At 58.1% G+C, this 17,119-nt stretch carries 13 protein-coding genes, 4 tRNA genes, 2 pseudogenes and 1 riboswitch; of the genes and pseudogenes, 7 read left to right on the top strand and 12 right to left on the bottom strand.

Annotated elements, in window-relative coordinates:
- Positions 1-29: 29 nt before the first annotated feature.
- Complete coding sequence (locus BLR63_RS30775) at positions 30-1,415, bottom strand: MFS transporter (protein ID WP_010566590.1); 1,386 nt, start codon at positions 1,413-1,415, stop codon at positions 30-32.
- Positions 1,416-2,139: 724 nt separating this feature from the next.
- Here BLR63_RS30775 and BLR63_RS30770 point away from each other — a divergent pair.
- On the top strand, positions 2,140-4,536 hold the full coding sequence (locus BLR63_RS30770) for a membrane-bound PQQ-dependent dehydrogenase, glucose/quinate/shikimate family (protein WP_010566591.1): 2,397 nt from the start codon (positions 2,140-2,142) through the stop codon (positions 4,534-4,536).
- A 49-nt stretch (positions 4,537-4,585) separates the two neighbouring features.
- Here the strand turns inward: BLR63_RS30770 and BLR63_RS30765 are convergent.
- A pseudogene (locus BLR63_RS30765) lies at positions 4,586-4,853 on the bottom strand (transposase); the annotation flags it as partial.
- Here BLR63_RS30765 and BLR63_RS30760 point away from each other — a divergent pair.
- Together BLR63_RS30760 and BLR63_RS30755 are read left to right on the top strand one after the other, a co-directional pair.
- Positions 4,847-5,118, top strand: a pseudogene (locus BLR63_RS30760) (integrase core domain-containing protein); the annotation flags it as partial. The pseudogenes BLR63_RS30765 and BLR63_RS30760 overlap by 7 nt on opposite strands.
- A 113-nt stretch (positions 5,119-5,231) precedes the next feature.
- Complete coding sequence (locus BLR63_RS30755) at positions 5,232-5,783, top strand: recombinase family protein (protein WP_010566593.1); 552 nt, start codon at positions 5,232-5,234, stop codon at positions 5,781-5,783.
- Positions 5,784-5,853: 70 nt separating this feature from the next.
- On the opposite strand, the gene BLR63_RS30750 is transcribed toward BLR63_RS30755, so the two are convergent.
- A complete protein-coding gene (locus BLR63_RS30750) occupies positions 5,854-6,486 on the bottom strand; it encodes a hypothetical protein (protein ID WP_010566594.1) in 633 nt (210 codons plus the stop codon).
- Positions 6,487-6,676: 190 nt separating this feature from the next.
- Positions 6,677-6,753 (bottom strand) — tRNA-Arg (locus BLR63_RS30745).
- Between the two features lie 326 nt (positions 6,754-7,079).
- Between BLR63_RS30745 and BLR63_RS30740 the strand changes: the two genes are divergently transcribed.
- The 3 genes from BLR63_RS30740 to BLR63_RS30730 all read left to right on the top strand — a co-directional run bounded on the left by BLR63_RS30740 (position 7,080) and on the right by BLR63_RS30730 (position 8,214).
- The gene (locus BLR63_RS30740) at positions 7,080-7,307 is read left to right on the top strand and encodes a hypothetical protein (RefSeq protein WP_010566595.1); all 228 of its coding nucleotides are present in this window, start codon (positions 7,080-7,082) and stop codon (positions 7,305-7,307) included.
- Positions 7,308-7,318: 11 nt separating this feature from the next.
- Complete coding sequence (locus BLR63_RS30735) at positions 7,319-7,501, top strand: PA3371 family protein (protein ID WP_010566596.1); 183 nt, start codon at positions 7,319-7,321, stop codon at positions 7,499-7,501.
- A 386-nt stretch (positions 7,502-7,887) separates the two neighbouring features.
- Positions 7,888-8,214: an Arc family DNA-binding protein gene (locus BLR63_RS30730; RefSeq protein WP_010566597.1), complete on the top strand. Its 327-nt coding sequence runs from the start codon at positions 7,888-7,890 to the stop codon at positions 8,212-8,214.
- Between the two features lie 102 nt (positions 8,215-8,316).
- Here BLR63_RS30730 and mgtE read toward each other — a convergent pair whose 3' ends face one another.
- The 8 genes from mgtE to ltaE form a co-directional block, all read right to left on the bottom strand.
- Complete coding sequence (mgtE, locus tag BLR63_RS30725) at positions 8,317-9,759, bottom strand: magnesium transporter (protein WP_010566598.1); 1,443 nt, start codon at positions 9,757-9,759, stop codon at positions 8,317-8,319.
- Positions 9,760-10,098: 339 nt separating this feature from the next.
- A tRNA-Arg gene (locus tag BLR63_RS30720) sits at positions 10,099-10,175 on the bottom strand.
- A 72-nt stretch (positions 10,176-10,247) separates the two neighbouring features.
- Positions 10,248-10,324, bottom strand: a tRNA-Arg gene (locus BLR63_RS30715).
- Between the two features lie 108 nt (positions 10,325-10,432).
- A tRNA-Ser gene (locus BLR63_RS30710) sits at positions 10,433-10,523 on the bottom strand.
- Between the two features lie 62 nt (positions 10,524-10,585).
- Entirely contained in the window at positions 10,586-10,774 is a 189-nt protein-coding gene (gene csrA, locus BLR63_RS30705) for a carbon storage regulator CsrA (RefSeq protein WP_003175645.1), read from the bottom strand.
- Between the two features lie 175 nt (positions 10,775-10,949).
- Positions 10,950-12,191 (bottom strand): aspartate kinase, encoded by a 1,242-nt coding sequence (locus BLR63_RS30700; protein WP_010566599.1) that lies wholly within the window; start codon positions 12,189-12,191, stop codon positions 10,950-10,952.
- A gap of 96 nt (positions 12,192-12,287) precedes the next feature.
- Positions 12,288-14,906 carry an alanine--tRNA ligase gene (gene alaS, locus BLR63_RS30695; RefSeq protein ID WP_010566600.1) on the bottom strand — a complete coding sequence of 873 codons (2,619 nt, stop codon included), beginning with the start codon at positions 14,904-14,906 and terminating at the stop codon, positions 12,288-12,290.
- Between the two features lie 145 nt (positions 14,907-15,051).
- Positions 15,052-16,056, bottom strand: a complete 1,005-nt coding sequence (ltaE, locus tag BLR63_RS30690) for a low-specificity L-threonine aldolase (protein ID WP_042947303.1) — start codon at positions 16,054-16,056, stop codon at positions 15,052-15,054.
- A gap of 192 nt (positions 16,057-16,248) precedes the next feature.
- Positions 16,249-16,418, top strand: a riboswitch (FMN riboswitch).
- 113 nt (positions 16,419-16,531) lie between these two features.
- Here ltaE and BLR63_RS30685 point away from each other — a divergent pair.
- A complete protein-coding gene (locus BLR63_RS30685; RefSeq protein WP_010566602.1) occupies positions 16,532-17,041 on the top strand; it encodes a 6,7-dimethyl-8-ribityllumazine synthase in 510 nt (169 codons plus the stop codon).
- The last annotated feature ends 78 nt before the right edge of the window (positions 17,042-17,119 follow it).

The following is a 17,119-nucleotide window of genomic DNA, read 5'->3' as shown; positions in this document are numbered from 1 at the left end:
CTTCTGGGATCTGCCCGTTTTTTTTGCCATCAGGGCCGCGCCCGACTCAAGTCATGGGGATGCTCTTCCGGCCCCAGAGGTTCCGGCGGACCTTCAAAGGCGGGCTCATCCACCGGCGGTTGCGGATCGACCTCAGGTTCAGGCTCCGCGGCGGCAGTCTGCATCTGCTCCTGCACCATCTGCTCATTCACCCGCGGATCAAGGGCAGCCACCAACGGCGAGCTGGACATGCTGTCGGGCATCGCCACATGCTGCAGCGGCGCGTCATCCACCTGATGCATATTGGTAACGGCTTTGGGCCGGATACGCCACACCAGGATCAATGCGCACAGACTGAAGAACGCATACAGCATCTGGCTGCCGAACATGTTCATCATCACACCGGCCAGCAATGGCCCGATACTGGCGCCGACACCGTAGGTCACCAGCAACATGGCCGTGAGCGAAACACGACGGTCACTCTCCACATGGTCATTGGAAAACGCTACCGCCAACGGGTACAGGCAGAACTGCACCAGGGAACACACGAACCCCACCACGAACAGCACTTCCAGCGGCACCTTGGTCAACACCGCCAACGGCAATGCCGCCACTGCCAGGCACACGGCAAAGCAGCGAATCAACAGTGCGCGATCATAGCGATCCGACAACCAGCCCAACGGCCACTGCACCACCAGCCCGGCAAAGATGCAGCTACCCATGAACAGGCCCACCTGTTCGGTGGTCAGCCCTTGCTGAGAAGCATAGAGCGGCGCCAGACCGTAGAACGACCCCACGATCAAACCGGCCCCCAGCACGGTACTCAGCGACTGCGGTACACGCTTGATAAAGAAGCGCGGCTCCATTGGCGCAGGATGCAGAGGCGCCGGGTGAATACGTCGGGTCATGGCCACCGGCACCAGGCACAGCGCAAAACACAGCGCGACCAACATCAACAGTTCCAGCCCCAGTTGAGGATGCATGACCAGAATCAGTTGACCCAGCACCAGCCCCAGGTAAGAAGCAATCATATAGCCGCTGAACACCAGGCCACGCTGCTTGGCATCCGCCTGCTCGTTGAGCCAGCTTTCGATGACCATGTACTGGCACATCATCCCCAGGCCGACGATCACCCGCAGCACGATCCAGGCCGGCAGCCAGTCGACCAGGCCATGACCAAGCACCGCCGCACCGACAATCCCGGCACACGTGGCGTAGGCACGGATGTGTCCGACCCGGGCGATCAGGCGGTGCCCGATCTTGCCCCCCAGTACCAGGCCAAAATAGTTGGCCGCCATCAACGCACCGACCCACAAGCTGTCGACATGGTCGGCTGCCAGGCGCAGGGCCAGGTAGGTACTGAGCAGGCCAGAGCCGATCAGCATCATCAAAGAAGCGAAATAAAGGGCTCGAAAAGATTTCCAGATCTGGCGCATCGGCGTTCCGAGCGGCTCCTTGCGGTGAGAGACAGGACTACCGGCATGATAGTCCCGGGTTGCCGGGTCCGGACAGGCGACATGCGCTATTTCCGGGGATTATTTTGTTTACCACGATTGGCTACAGCTCAGATCAGACGCCGGCGAGAAGCGTGTGGGTACACCTTTGCGATAAATACAGGAGCCCTTGCTGTGAACCTCAATCGACGGCAAGGTTCGACCGGCGTAGGAAAAGACCGAACGCCCACGAAAAAGCCCCGCGTGAAAGATCTGGAGGAGTACCGCTTCGGCGATGCGGTTCACGTCGGATTGTTACGGTTCCAATAACAATGTTTTCCAGTCTTATGGATTTATTCAAAAAAACATCGCTATAGACTAGCGCGTGCATCAAACCACCTCGATCAAACCCCGAATCAGTCGAAACAGCGTATGCGCCCGGCCAAGGTTCGCAGAACCTGCGGACATACTCATTACAGACTGAACAGTAAGCCGGCTTAATACTGCCGCCAACGTTTTGTTTACCCCTCCTGCCAACACTCAATCAGTCCAGTAATTCGCCCTCCCTTTGCCTCGGGAACATGGACGAACGACACCTGGACAGCGAAATGCCGGACTGAGCAGTCGGCCAGATTGCCCGTACGCAGTGGACGCAACTTTGTATCTCCCCAACTGAGCACATACAAATATGACGGACGATAATCGATCCAACCCTGGAAGTTCCTCAATGAGCAATATCGCAAGGGGACTGTTTTCCCTGCTTGTTTTTACCGCAGCATTGGCGTTGATATACGGCGGCGTAAAGCTGTCAGCACTCGGCGGATCGAGTTATTACCTGCTTGCCGGCCTGGCTTATTTAGTGCTCGCGGCACTCTTCGTTGTGCGCAAACCCATTAGCATTGCCCTCTCCGTGGTCATATTCCTGGCCACCTGTGCGTGGGCTTTTTACGAAGTCGGTCAGTTCAGCTATTGGGAGCTGCTTCCGCGCCTGGTCGTTCCGGCCATCATCCTGACCCTCAGCCTGTGGGTCGGCGCCGCCTTCCCGAATACGTCCTCAAGCACACGGCGCGCAGCCAATCGCTTCGGGTTTGCTGTGTTTCTCGCCCTGATCGCAACGTTCGTTGCTGCGTTCTTCCCCCACGGCGGGATCTCGAACCCTGTCGCCGCAGTTGGCCCGACCACACCCAGCGAGCCATCCAACGCCCCTGAAAACTGGGAGTTCTTCGGGCGTAATGCCTCGGGAACACGATTTGCCCCCTATACGCAAATCACCCCGGATAACGTCAAGGACCTGCAAGTTGCCTGGACCTACAGGACCGGCCGCCGCACCACCGGTGCGGGCGCTGGCGTTGACGAAAACACACCGCTGCAGATCGGCAACGTACTGTATTCATGTACGCCGGAAAACCTGATCACCGCTCTTGACGGAGATACGGGTAACCCGATCTGGAAATTCGACCCTCATGCCAAGAGCGAAGAGCATGTCACTTGCCGCGGCGTGGGCTACTACGACATTGATAAAGACGACAGCTTGAGCGCGGCGGCAAAAGCCTCCTATGGCAATGAGCAGCAATGTCGCCAGCGTATTCTGGTGTCGTCTGTAGATGCCCGCTTGTTTGCACTGGATGCACACACCGGCGCCCTTTGCCAAAGCTTTGGGGACAAGGGTTATGTCGACCTCAAGAAAGGCATGGGCCCGACGGAAAACAGTAAGCGCTATCACCCGACGTCGCTGCCTGTTGTCATGGGCCACCTCACAGTGGTCGGCGGCTGGGTACGCGACATTGTGGCGGGCGAGCCTTCCGGGGCGGTTCGGGCATTCGATGTCTTGACCGGGTCCCTGGTATGGGCCTGGGACGTAGGTGCGCCCGAGGGTACAGATACAACGGCTGCCGATCACCAATTCACTCTGGAAACTCCTAACGTATGGACTATTCCGACCTACGATAAAGAATTGAACCTGGTCTACCTGCCGACCGGCAATGGCCCTCCAGACTATTGGGGCGGTGATCGTAACCAAGCCAAGGAAAAATTCGGCGCGGCCGTCGTGGCAGTCGATGCATCGACCGGTAAAGCCAAATGGGTTTACCAGATGGTTCACCACGACGTGTGGGATTACGACCTGCCTTCCCAACCCGTGCTGTATGACATCAAGAATGCCCAAGGCGTGAAAACGCCAGTGCTGATTCAGACCACCAAGACTGGCCATATCTTTGTGCTGGACCGTCGTACCGGCCAGCCGGTAACCGAAGTCCAGGAACGCGCGGTCACCACCTCGCCGGCAGCAGAAGGCGAGCACCTGTCGCCGACGCAACCATACTCGGTTGGCATGCCAGTCATTGGCGCCGACCCACTGACTGAAAAGTCGATGTGGGGCGTATCGACCTTCGACCAACTGTATTGCCGCATCATGTTCAAAGACTCCGTCTACGTAGGGCCGTTTACACCACCCACCGAAAAGCCGTACATCGAGTGGCCTAGCTTGCTCGGCGGCATGAACTGGGGCGGCATGTCCATCGACGAAAACACCGGCATGATGTTCGTCAACGACATGCGCATGCCTTTGCGGATGTCACTGGTCACCAAGGAAGAGACCAAAAAGTTCAAAGTATCCACCGATGAAGTCCCCGGCTTCATGGGCACCATTCGTCCGCAAGTGGCCGGCATCTATGGCGGCGTGAAAATCGACATTCTCCAGTCTCCGCTGGGCGTGCCGTGCAACACCCCACCGTTCGGCAGCATGAGCGCGATTGATCTCAATACTCAAAAACTGGTCTGGCAGGTTCCAATGGGTACGGTCCAGGACACAGGCCCGCTGGGGATCAAGACGCACATGCAGATTCCCCTGGGTATGCCGACACTGGGCGGCCCGACTTCGACGGCCTCCGGCCTGGTGTTCTTCGCAGGCACCCAGGACTACTACCTGCGCGCGCTCGATTCGGCCAGCGGCAAAGAAGTGTGGAAAGCACGCCTGCCGGTTGGCGCAGTTGCCGCCCCGCTGATCTACAAGTCACCCACCACAGGGAAGCAGTACGTGGTTATCTCCGCCGGTGGCATGAGCCATTCGCCTGACGTCGGTGATTACATCATTGCTTACACGCTGCCGGACAGCGTCAAGAAATAATGCGTTAGTGGCTGTCTAGTCCTGGAATAGGTTCAAACCTATTTCAGTCTCAAAACGCCCGGTGCACCGCATCGGGCGTTTTGTATTTCAGGGAGAAATGCGGTCGCTCCCCCGTTGTAGATCTGCACCGACTCATCCACCATTTTCACTGCATCCGCCAGGTCTTGGGGTCGATGCAGCAAAAGCTCCGTTTTCAAAATCTCGTTTACCCGCTCGGCCATCGCGTTCTGATAGCAATCATAACCGTCGGTCATTGAGCACCTGATCCCGTGCTTGATGTGCGTCTGCTGGTATAAGTCGGAGCAGTACTGGAAGCCGTCATTTTCGCCAACGACTCTGGCGAAATCGCATGCGTCAGAGAATGAGCCGACGAGGAAATTGTTGGGATAAGCGCCGATGGAACGGGTGTTCAGGAGCCTCAAAACCGAGTGGATACCGACCATTGGGGACATGACGACTCAGGAAACTCAGCGGGATATAAGCCATTTCTTGATGCATCGATACAACTGGGTTAGGCCGCATCAGTTTAACGGTGGGCTGGCTCCAACTCGGGCCGAAGAAAAACTTAACGTCGTGTCCGGGATAGTTGGCCACTACACAGGCTTATTTTGCCTTTTCCGAGCTTTCCGCTTGATAAGGAACACCCAAAGTGCAACAGCGTTAGTAGAACGCCCTAACTGATACAGGCACCCATCATGTTCATCCGCGCATACCTCAGAGCTTCCACCGAAGAACAAGACGCCGGCCGCGCCCGTGCCTCGCTTGAGCAGTTCGCCAGCGACCATAATAAGGTCATTGCGAGCGTGTACCTGGAGAACGCTAGCGGCGCCACCGCCGACCGGCCGGAGTTGCCGCGCCTGCTGAAAGATGCGCGCAAGGGTGACGTGCTGCTGGTGGAATCTATAGACCGCCTCTCCCGCCTCCCGGTAGACGACTGGCAAAAGCTCAAGGCTGCGATGGATTCCAAGGGGGATGAGTTCACCGGGAGGATGCTGGGGGCGATCAATTCAATGCTGGTGGATATGATGGCCGCCATTGCGCGCAAGGATTACGAGCAGCGGCGCGAGCGCCAGGCCCAAGGCATCGAGAAAGCCAAAGCCGCCGGCAAGTATCAGGGCCGCCCCATCGACAATGACATGCATAAGCGGGTGACCGAACTGCTCCGTGCCGGCCTTGGTGTACGTGCCACAGCACGTCATGCTAACTGCTCGACTACAACAGTATTACGAATCAGAGATAGGGCTTAGCCCGGCACTTTCTTCACCTCTTCCACCACTGAATTAGCAGCGGGCGTGTTCGCTTTCTTGCCTCACAGCCTCAAGGCGTCTCTTCCGTATTCAACAACGGCCCAACCGACCCAAACGGATAACTACCCATCCCAATCCGCAACGGCGTGATTGGGCTCGCCGCTGCCCCAATCAGCAGCACGTTGTCGATGACAATGGTTTCCCCAGGAGCACGGTTATCCGCCGCGACTATCAGGTAGTAAGTGCCGCTGGTTGTCACCGTGCCCTTCAACACTTGGCTGATGACTCCCACTATGCCAGTCGCCTTGCCAAAACCTTCAGCCTGCACGTTGCCTTTGGCGTCCACCAATATCAAATAAGGGTTCAGGGCGTACTTGCTGAACCCCAGGCACGCGTTGACGCACCAGGAGTTAACGTCAATATGAAAGGGTTTGTCCTTTATTAAGGCGACGCTGAATAATCGATAGTTCGACGGTACCCCGTTAATCAAGATGCGCGGTTCCGCAGCGGTGATCTTCCACTGGGGTGGCCGCCATCCTGGGTTGATCGGCATGGGCACGGCTTGCGCGTTGTGCATGGCCTCAAAGGGGGTCCGTGCTAACGGCGTGGTGCTGTTTTTGACTTGCTCTTCAAAGAGTGCTGTTGGGTTGCTTGAACAGGCGGTGATCAACAAACAGCACATCGCAAAAAATAGAATTCGCATCACTGCTTCCCTGTAGTCGAATTTTTCATGGTGGCAGAATTATCACCCCGCTCTTCATACCTCCACTTACACCCAGCCCTCAACTAATTTTGTTGCGGCTTTTTCAGTCTAAAGTATTGCGTATGCACCCATCATGCACCCATAAGACTGTGCAAGAATTACATACATTGGCTGGAGATATTGAATTATATGGTGTCCCAGGGCCGGTTCGAACGGCCAACCTTCCCCTTAGGAGGGGGATGCTCTATCCAATTGAGCTACTGGGACGAATGTCTGCCTACAGGCCAGGGGCACGGCGACGGACGGCGTGCATGTTAACGGCCAAGGTCGATTTTGTCATGTCGTCCGTTGGCTTTTTCAGTGTAGGTCGATGCTTGTCGGGTACATCACGCCTGCACTCCGTAAACACGGGCGCGTGACGTCATCGTGCAAAATGCAATCACCCAAATTGCCAGCATTGCAAATTGCAATCCACAGGCCTATTAAACAAGACCCAACCAATTGATTTTATTAGATTTATACATTGGCACGGCACCTGCAATACTTCTCCTACAAGACCCACTCAGCCACGGCGTCAAGCGGAGAACATGACCATGAGCAGTGCCCTGCTGTTAGCCCTCAACACCGCAGCCCTCGCTGCATTGGTGATGTTCCATTTTCAATCGACCGGCAGTAACGATCCTGCGCAGATCAGCCAAGCCGTGCCGCACCATCTGCAACAACGCCCGCAACTGGCCGTGATGACTCCCAACGCGCAATCGCCGGTACGCCTGGCCCAAGGCACTCAGGCCGCGCCTGCGTCTGAACACTGGGTTTTCTGAGGAAACCGCTCATGTCCAAATCCGCCTGGCTATTTCTGTGCCTGACCCTCGCCACCGGCGCCATCGGTTTAGGCGCTGACGCGCAACAAGACCTTCAAACCTGCGCATTCATCGCCAGCGGCGTATCGGCGAGCCTTTTGCTGTTGACGCTCATTTTTGGCCGTCGAATTAAATTCGACCCGGTACTGCGCTAGTCCCCTCCGATTCCGCCCTACCTTACGTCGCTTCCCCCTAGTAAATCGGCAAATTGCCACTACTCTTAAAGATAAGGGCAAAGGGCCACTTTGCTATACGATGTGCGGCCTAAAACCCTGTGGTGGCCTGGCGTTGCGGGAAGTTCCCTCGCGGAATCGCTCGCGCAAGAGTTTCCAACCAGTCCACAAAAAAGCAAATGAATGCTGGCATAAAGCCTTCAGGCAGTTCAATATTTGTCACAGAATTGACGCCAAGGAACCGGCTAATCTGAGGCATGATGCGGCCTCATTGCAATTCAGGTTGAACTTTGGTCGTGAGCCTTGTCTTAACACTCATCTTGCGGCCAATTCCAGAAACCGCTCCCCTGAACTAACCGGTTAAATATATGCGCCCATTGAAACAGGCAATTTATTCCAGCCGTACGGCTGACAAGTTCGTCGTACGTCTGCCAGACGGAATGCGGGAACGCATTGCCGAGGTGGCTCGCAATCATCACCGCAGCATGAACTCCGAAATCATCGCGCGCTTGGAACAGAGCCTTATTCAGGAAGGTGCGCTGGGTGACGAGTTGAGCATGCGCCTGGACAGCCCTGAGCTGTCGCTGCATGAACGCGAACTGCTGCAGCGTTTTCGTCAGCTCTCCCACCGCCAGCAAAATGCTCTCGTCTCGCTTATCGCGCACGACGCTGAGGCGGCCACCGAAGCCGATTGATTTGCAACCGAAAGCCAAAGCCAGCTAGATGCTGGCTTTTTTTCGTCTGAAATATGGGAAGACAAAACAAGACGGGGGCAGATTTGCCCCCACCTCAAGGGCTCAGAGCAGGAAAATCGTCGCCAAGCCCAGGAAGATGAAAAAGCCGCCGCTGTCGGTCATGGCGGTGATCATCACACTGGCGCCCATGGCGGGATCGCGTCCGAGACGAGACAAGGTCATGGGGATCAATACACCCATCAGCGCCGCCAGGAGCAGGTTGAGGGTCATGGCGGCAGTCATGACAACCCCCAGGGACCAACTGCCGTACAGCAAGTAGGCCACCACACCGATCACTCCACCCCATACCAGGCCATTGATCAGGCCCACAGCCAACTCCTTGCGCAGCAGCCGCGATGAGTTGGCGGTACTCACCTGATCCAGTGCCATGGCACGCACGATCATGGTGATGGTCTGGTTACCGGAGTTGCCGCCAATACCGGCCACGATTGGCATCAACGCTGCCAGTGCGACCAGTTTCTCGATGGAGCCTTCAAACAGCCCGATCACCCTGGAAGCAATAAAGGCGGTGATCAGGTTAATCGCCAGCCAGGCCCAGCGGTTACGCAGCGAACGCCAGACCGACGCAAAAATATCTTCCTCTTCACGCAAACCCGCCATGTTGAGGACTTCGGTTTCACTCTCTTCACGAATCAGGTCGACGATCTCGTCGATGGTCAGACGACCGATCAACTTGCCGTTCTTGTCGACCACTGGAGCGGAAATCAAGTCATAACGTTCGAAGGCCTGAGCCGCGTCGTAGGCGTCCTCATCCGGGTGAAAGCTCACGGTGTCGCTGGCCATCAGGTCCGCAACTTTCTTTTCCGGATCATTGACCAACAGACGCTTGATCGGCAGCACGCCCTTGAGGATGCCCTCATAGTCGACCACGAACAGTTTGTCGGTATGGCTCGGTAACTCTTTCAGGCGGCGCAGATAGCGCAGGACCACTTCCAGGCTGACATCTTCGCGGATGGTGACCATCTCGAAGTCCATCAGTGCGCCGACCTGATCCTCATCGTAAGACAGCGCTGAACGCACTCGCTCACGCTGCTGCGTGTCGAGGGCCTCCATCAGCTCATGGACCACATCCCGGGGCAGTTCAGGGGCCAGGTCGGCCAGTTCGTCGGCGTCCATCTCCTTGGCCGCAGCCAGGAGCTCGTGATCGTCCATGTCGGCGATCAGGGTTTCACGTACGGAGTCGGATACTTCGAGCAGGATGTCGCCGTCGCGGTCGGCCTTGACCAACTGCCAGAGGGTCAGTCGATCATCCAGCGGCAAGGCTTCGAGGATATAGGCGACGTCGGCAGAGTGCAGGTCATCGAGCTTGCGTTGCAGTTCGACGAGGTTTTGCCGGTGAACCAGGCTTTCAACGCGATCGTTATTCGGACCTTCCTGGCGGTGCGTAAGGTCTTCTACCACGCGCTGACGCTGCAGCAGCTCGATGACTTGCGCCAGGCGATCCTGCAGGCTTTCTTGAGTTTTCTTTACTTCTACTTCGGTCATAGGCGAACTCCACTCCCAGCAGCGGGGCACGCCGGAAGGATCAATCAGTCAATTCATGATTGGTAAAACGGGATACTGAGTAACTACTGGGTAAGTCCATGGAGGTATTCCACAAGCCCCGGCGGGGCTGACGGGCGCAATGATACACCGCCCGGCCGTTTTTAACGTCAAAAAACTGGAAAGAACAAGCGCTTGCGAGCCAAAGCTGAGCATTGGCTGCATCTTTGAACTGCGACGACGCAGAGGGAAAGGAAAACACATGGGGCGGGAGAAAAAGGTGAAATCCTACACAACCCCCAGGCGGCAAAAAGCCCGCACTTGGCGGGCTTTTTGTTTGTATGGTGCACTCGACAGGATTCGAACCTGTGACCGCTCGGTTCGTAGCCGAGTACTCTATCCAGCTGAGCTACGAGTGCAGATTGTGTTTTTAGACCAGGTCACAACTGGTTGAAGCCGAATCACCAGCATTACTGCAGTTGACTCTTAAATGGTGCACTCGACAGGATTCGAACCTGTGACCGCTCGGTTCGTAGCCGAGTACTCTATCCAGCTGAGCTACGAGTGCATTTGTTGCCGCGCATTATAGGCCGTTCAATCTCTATGTAAAGCTATTTTTTCGAGTAATTTCAACAACTTACCGAAAAAACCAGATTGCAACGTACTAAGCAAATAATGGCGGAGAACGGGGGATTCGAACCCCCGACACCCTTTTGAGGTGTACTCCCTTAGCAGGGGAGCGCCTTCGGCCACTCGGCCAGCTCTCCGCAACACGGGGCGTATATTAACCACGTTCATCCCCGTTTGCAAACATAAAAAACGATAAAAATTAAAGGCTTGGTTCTTCGTCCTTCTCTTTCTTGATCCGCAGGTAGATTTCCTCGCGGTGCACCGCTACCTCTTTCGGAGCGTTAACCCCAATACGTACTTGATTGCCTTTGACGCCGAGCACGGTCACGGTGATTTCGCCATCACCGATAATCAGGCTTTCTGCGCAACGACGAGTCAGAATCAGCATGCCTTTCTCCTCACGCATTTCAGTTCAGGAACAACAGTCTGCAAAAAAAAGGCATTCGACCTACAACCAAAAAGTCATAGCCCTACCTGCCTAAGTATTGTCCAGCGCAATCAAAAGACCATGCGCCCTACAAAAAAATGAAAGGCGCGGTAAGCCGCGCCTTTCTGGCATTACATCACTCGCCCTGTCGGGCCGGAGCATCCAGCTCAAAAGCGGTGTGCAACGCGCGAACGGCCAGTTCCAGGTACTTCTCTTCGATCACCACCGAGACTTTGATTTCCGACGTGGAGATCATCTGGATGTTGATGCTTTCCTTGGCCAGGGCCTCGAACATGCGGCTGGCAACGCCGGCATGGGAACGCATGCCCACACCCACGATCGACACCTTGGCAATCTTGGTATCGCCAACCACTTCACGGGCGCCGATCCCGCTCGCGGTGTTGCGCAGGATGCGTTCGGCCGCATCGTACTCGTTGCGGTGCACCGTGAAAGTGAAATCGGTGGTGTTATCGTGCGAGACGTTCTGCACGATCATGTCGACTTCAATGTTCGCGCCGCTGATAGGCCCCAGAATCTTGAACGCCACGCCCGGGGTGTCTGGCACGCCACGGATCGTCAGCTTGGCTTCATCGCGGTTGAAAGCGATGCCGGAAATGATCGGCTGTTCCATGGATTCCTCTTCATCAATAGTAATGAGGGTGCCCGGACCCTCTTTGAAGCTGTGCAATACGCGCAGCGGAACGTTGTACTTGCCGGCGAATTCCACCGCGCGGATCTGCAACACCTTGGAACCGAGGCTGGCCATTTCCAGCATCTCTTCAAAGGTGATCTTGTCCAGGCGCTGGGCCACGGCCACCACGCGCGGATCGGTGGTGTAGACCCCATCCACATCGGTATAGATCTGGCATTCATCAGCCTTGAGGGCCGCGGCCAGCGCCACACCGGTAGTGTCCGAACCGCCACGTCCGAGGGTGGTGATGTTGCCGTGCTCATCCACGCCCTGGAACCCCGCTACAACTACCACGCGTCCGGCCTTCAGATCAGTACGGATTTTCTGATCGTCAATCTGCAGGATGCGCGCCTTGGTATGTGCGCTGTCGGTCAGGATGCGGACCTGGCTGCCCGTGTAGGACACCGCCGGCACACCGCGCTTGTTCAGCGCCATGGCCAACAGGGCAATGGTCACCTGCTCGCCGGTGGACACGATCACATCCAGCTCGCGCGGCAGCGGTTGTTGGTCGCCACTGATTGCCTTGGCCAGATCGATCAGGCGATTGGTCTCGCCGCTCATGGCCGACAGCACCACCACGAGGTCGTCGCCGGCATCGCGGAACTTCTTAACCTTGTCGGCGACCTGCTCGATTCGTTCGACAGAGCCGACCGAGGTGCCTCCAAATTTCTGTACGATCAAAGCCATTTTCTAAGCCGCCTCAGCCCGTAAAGGGGCGCCTATTAATCAAACCAAACCGCCGTTACCTGAGCCCGCGACTGCACCACGGGCTCGCATAACGACTTAGATACCTGCCTCGACAAACGGCACGGTCAGGGCCAGGGCCGCGTCCAGGGCACCGGCGTCTACACCACCGCCTTGCGCCATGTCCGGACGACCACCGCCCTTCCCGCCCACTGCCGCGGCGGCTTGCTTCATCAAATCACCGGCTTTGAGTTGGCCAGTCAGGTCCTTGGTTACACCCGCAACCAGTACAACCTTATCCTCATGGACACTGCCGAGCAGGATCACTGCGCGGCCGAGCTTGTTCTTCAACTGATCGACCAGGGCCAACAGCGCCTTGCCGTCCTGACCGTCCAGGCGCGCGGCCAGAACTTTCACGCCCTTGACATCCTGAGCGGAGGCCGACAGATCGTCGCCCGCCGCACTGGCCGCCTTGGCTTGCAGCTGTTCCAGCTGTTTTTCCAGCGTACGGTTGCGCTCCAGCACGGCGGACAGCTTGTCGATCAGGTTGTCGCGGCTGCCCTTGACCAGGCTGGCCGCTTCCTTGAGTTGCTCTTCAGCCGCATTGAGGTAGGCCAGGGCCGCAGCGCCGGTAACCGCTTCGATACGACGTACCCCGGACGCTACACCGCCTTCGCTGATGATTTTCAGCAGGCCGATGTCACCGGTGCGGTTGGCGTGGATACCGCCGCACAGCTCCACCGAGAAGTCGCCGCCCATGCTCAGCACGCGCACGTTGTCGCCGTACTTCTCGCCGAACAGCGCCATGGCGCCCTTGGCCTTGGCGGTCTCGATGTCGGTTTCCTCGGTTTCCACCGGGGTGTTCTTGCGCACTTGGGCGTTGACGATGTCTTCCAGGGCCTTGATCTGCTCTGGCTTGATCGCTTCAAAGTGGCTGAAGTCGAAGCGCAGGCGCTGGCTGTCGACCAACGAACCTTTCTGCTGAACATGCTCGCCCAGCACCTGGCGCAGCGCAGCATGCAGCAAGTGAGTGGCCGAGTGGTTCAGTGCGGTGGCGCGGCGCACGTCGGCGTCCACCTGGGTTTCCACCGGCGAACCGATGGTCAGGCTGCCCGATGCCAGCACACCGTGGTGCAAGAATGCGCCACCGGTCTTGGTGGTGTCACGCACGTCAAAACGTCCGGACGAAGCCTTGAGGAAACCGCAGTCGCCGATCTGGCCACCGGACTCGGCGTAGAACGGCGTCCGGTCCAGCACGACCACGCCGTCGTCGCCTTCATTCAAGACGTCGACCGATTGGCCGTCCTTATACAGGCCGACCACTTTGGCCGCGCCGCTGGTGGCGTTGTAACCGGTGAATTCAGTGGCCACGTCAACCTTGACCAGGCTGTTGTAGTCCATGCCGAAGGCACTGGCGGAACGTGCACGCACGCGCTGGGCGTCCATCTCGCGCTCGAAACCTTCCTCGTCGAGGGTCAGGTTGCGCTCACGGGCGATGTCGCCGGTCAGGTCCATCGGGAAACCGTAGGTGTCGTAGAGTTTGAACACCACGTCGCCCGGCACCACCGTGCCTTGCAGGTTGGCGAGGTCTTGTTCGAGGATTTTCAGGCCCTGTTCCAGGGTCTTGGCGAACTGTTCTTCTTCGGCCTTGAGCACGCGCTCGATGTGGGCCTGGTTCTGCTTGAGTTCAGGGAACGCATCGCCCATCTCGGCCACCAGGGCCGCGACGATCTGGTAGAAGAAGCTGCCGCTGGCGCCCAGCTTATTGCCGTGGCGGCAGGCGCGACGAATGATGCGGCGCAGCACATAGCCACGGCCTTCGTTGGACGGCAGCACGCCGTCGGCAATCAGGAAGCCGCAGGAACGGATGTGGTCAGCGACCACCTTCAGCGAAGCCTGGTCGTCGTTGACGCAACCGATGGCCTTGGCGGCGGCGGCCAGCAGGCTCTGGAACAGGTCGATTTCGTAGTTGGAGTGCACGTGCTGCATCACCGCACTGATCCGCTCCAGGCCCATGCCGGTGTCCACCGACGGTGCCGGCAGCGGATGCAACACGCCATCGGCGGTGCGGTTGAACTGCATGAACACGTTGTTCCAGATTTCGATGTAACGGTCGCCGTCTTCCTCTGGCGAGCCCGGCGGGCCACCCCAGATATCGGCGCCGTGGTCGTAGAAGATCTCGGTGCACGGGCCGCACGGGCCGGTGTCGCCCATGGTCCAGAAGTTGTCGGAGGCGTACGGTGCGCCTTTGTTGTCGCCGATGCGTACCATGCGCTCAGGCGGCACGCCGATTTGCTGGGTCCAGATGTCGTAGGCCTCGTCATCGCTGGCGTAGACGGTGACCCAGAGTTTTTCCTTCGGCAGTTTCAGCACGCCAGTGAGGAAGGTCCAGGCGAAGTTGATCGCATCTTGCTTGAAATAGTCGCCAAAGCTGAAGTTGCCGAGCATTTCGAAAAAGGTGTGGTGACGGGCGGTGTAGCCGACGTTTTCCAGGTCGTTGTGCTTGCCACCGGCACGTACGCACTTCTGGCTGCTGACAGCACGGGTGTAGGCACGTTTTTCCTGGCCCAGGAAGCAGTCCTTGAACTGGTTCATCCCCGCGTTAGTGAACAGCAGGGTGGGGTCATTGCCTGGGATCAAGGAGCTGGAGGCGACACGGGTGTGACCTTGCTCTTCGAAGAAGCGAAGGAAGGCTTCACGGATTTCTGCGCTTTTCATAGGTTCTTCCACGGAGGCTGCGGCCAAAGGCCAGTGCGCAACATCATCAGACGAAGCGACGGCAAAGGGCCGCATTATATCGGCCCTTTGCCGGTGGTACAGCGTGTTTATGCGATAGAGAGGCTCAATTAGACGGCCAGCACGATCATTTGCGCGAGAATTCGACGAATGCCGCCAACACCTGCTCGATCTGGGCCCGGCTCACATCCAGGTGCGTGACCATGCGCAGGCGCGGTGCGGCGCTCAACTTGATCCCGCGTTCAGCGGCAAAGGCCTTCAAGGCGTCGGCCCGGTCGCCGACCTGCACGTAGACCATGTTGGTCTGCACCGGCTCCACCTCGTAACCGGCGTTGCGCAGTGCATCCCCCAGCCATTGGGCGTTGGCATGGTCGTCGGCCAGGCGCTGCACCTGATGGTCCAGGGCGTACAGCCCCGCCGCCGCCAGGGAGCCTGCCTGGCGCATGCCGCCGCCCACCATCTTGCGCAAGCGCCGGGCCTTAGCGATCAACGCCGTGGAGCCGCACAGCACCGAGCCGATCGGCGCGCCAAGGCCCTTGGACAAGCACACCGACACCGAGTCGAAGTGCCGGGCAATCTCCCGCGCATCCACCCCAAGCTTGACCGCTGCGTTATAGAGGCGCGCGCCATCCAAATGCAGTGCCAGGCCCTGTTCACGGGAGAACGCCCGCGCACGCGCCAGGTACTCCAGGGGCAGCACCTTGCCTTGCATGGTGTTTTCCAGGGCCAACAGGCGGGTACGGGCGAAATGGAAATCGTCGGGTTTGATCGCCGCCAGCACCTGGTCCAGATCCAGGGAGCCGTCGGCTTGCACCTCCAGGGGCTGCGGTTGGATCGAGCCCAGCACGGCCGCGCCACCGCCTTCGTATTTGTAGGTGTGGGCCTGCTGGCCGACGATGTATTCCTCGCCGCGCTCACAGTGAGCCATCAGCGCCAGCAAATTGCTCATGGTACCGGTGGGCACGAACAAGGCCGCCGGGAACCCCAGGCGCTTGGCCAGTTCGGCCTCCAGGTGGTTGACACTGGGGTCTTCGCCGTAGACGTCATCACCACTGACGGCACTGGCCATCGCATCGCGCATGCCGGGGGTGGGTTGGGTCACGGTGTCACTACGCAGGTCAATCACAGACATGAAACGAGCCTCTAACGGGAATGGGTAGGTAACGCTTGTAGACGATTACTGCGGGCAAACCCACGGAATATCAAGCGCCATTGAAATTCAATCGAATAACGATCAAACAAACCGATATAGGTTATCGACACGGCAATCGTGCAGTTTTTGAAAAACCATGTTAAAAACTCTGCGCCGCCAGGGTTCTGGCGGCAACGTTCTCAGGGCGGGGTGCAATTCCCCACCGGCGGTAATTGCGCGCAATGCGCATAGCCCGCGAGCGCTTGGCGCCTCGAACTGCTCACGCAGGACGGCGACAAGGTCAGCAGACCCGGTGCGATCCCGGGGCCGACGGTCATAGTCCGGATGAAGAGAGAACGGGATTGGCGCCAAAGGGCCGCGCGCTGAGTTCATGCCTGCATGACCCAGCTGCCCGTACCCTTAAATCCCATTCGATTCATAACGCCCTGTTTTTTTCTTAAACAGGAGTCAGAACATGCAACCCACCGCAATCGACAGCAAAAGCAAAAACCACCATGGCGAGCGTGTCGCGTTTATCCAGGCCTGCTGGCACAAGGATATCGTCGACCAATCCCGTAAAGGCTTCCTCGCCGAAATGATCGCCCTGGGCTACCAGGAATCGGACATCGATTTCTTCGAAGTCGGCGGCGCCTTTGAAATGCCCCTGCACGCCAAGCTGCTGGCCAAGACCGGCCGTTACGCTGGCATCGTTGCCGCCGCGCTGGTGGTGGACGGCGGCATCTACCGGCACGAATTCGTCGCCCAATCGGTGGTCAGCGGCCTGATGCAAGTGCAGCTGGAAACCGAAGTGCCGGTGTTCTCGGTATCCCTGACCCCGCACCACTTCCATGCTGGCAGCGAACACCACGCGTTCTTCCACGATCACTTCGTGCACAAGGGCCAGGAAGCTGCACGTACCTGTGCCGACACCCTGCACAAGGTTCGCGCGATCCGCCGCAGCGAGCCGCGCGCGCTAGCCGTTTAAGCAACACTGCAAAACCCATGTGGGAGGGGGCCCCAAAAATCCGGTGACTGCTGCGCAGTCAGCGGGAGCAAGCCCCTT

The sequence above is a fragment of the Pseudomonas extremaustralis genome (genome assembly GCF_900102035.1).
Taxonomy (GTDB): domain Bacteria; phylum Pseudomonadota; class Gammaproteobacteria; order Pseudomonadales; family Pseudomonadaceae; genus Aquipseudomonas; species Aquipseudomonas extremaustralis.
The sequence above is the reverse complement of the archived record's forward strand: the minus strand, read 5'-3'. Positions and strand labels throughout refer to the sequence as shown.

What these genes read in the sequence shown, in the direction of transcription:
- alaS (WP_010566600.1), bottom strand. Translation starts at nt 14,906, where the DNA reads ATGAAAAGCGCAGAAATCCGTGAAGCCTTCCTTCGCTTCTTCGAAGAG.
- BLR63_RS30685 (WP_010566602.1), top strand. Translation starts at nt 16,532, where the DNA reads ATGCAACCCACCGCAATCGACAGCAAAAGCAAAAACCACCATGGCGAG.
- BLR63_RS30775 (WP_010566590.1), bottom strand. Translation starts at nt 1,415, where the DNA reads ATGCGCCAGATCTGGAAATCTTTTCGAGCCCTTTATTTCGCTTCTTTG.
- csrA (WP_003175645.1), bottom strand. Translation starts at nt 10,774, where the DNA reads ATGCTGATTCTGACTCGTCGTTGCGCAGAAAGCCTGATTATCGGTGAT.
- BLR63_RS30770 (WP_010566591.1), top strand. Translation starts at nt 2,140, where the DNA reads ATGAGCAATATCGCAAGGGGACTGTTTTCCCTGCTTGTTTTTACCGCA.
- BLR63_RS30740 (WP_010566595.1), top strand. Translation starts at nt 7,080, where the DNA reads ATGAGCAGTGCCCTGCTGTTAGCCCTCAACACCGCAGCCCTCGCTGCA.
- mgtE (WP_010566598.1), bottom strand. Translation starts at nt 9,759, where the DNA reads ATGACCGAAGTAGAAGTAAAGAAAACTCAAGAAAGCCTGCAGGATCGC.
- ltaE (WP_042947303.1), bottom strand. Translation starts at nt 16,056, where the DNA reads ATGTCTGTGATTGACCTGCGTAGTGACACCGTGACCCAACCCACCCCC.
- BLR63_RS30700 (WP_010566599.1), bottom strand. Translation starts at nt 12,191, where the DNA reads ATGGCTTTGATCGTACAGAAATTTGGAGGCACCTCGGTCGGCTCTGTC.
- BLR63_RS30735 (WP_010566596.1), top strand. Translation starts at nt 7,319, where the DNA reads ATGTCCAAATCCGCCTGGCTATTTCTGTGCCTGACCCTCGCCACCGGC.
- BLR63_RS30755 (WP_010566593.1), top strand. Translation starts at nt 5,232, where the DNA reads ATGTTCATCCGCGCATACCTCAGAGCTTCCACCGAAGAACAAGACGCC.
- BLR63_RS30730 (WP_010566597.1), top strand. Translation starts at nt 7,888, where the DNA reads ATGCGCCCATTGAAACAGGCAATTTATTCCAGCCGTACGGCTGACAAG.
- BLR63_RS30750 (WP_010566594.1), bottom strand. Translation starts at nt 6,486, where the DNA reads ATGCGAATTCTATTTTTTGCGATGTGCTGTTTGTTGATCACCGCCTGT.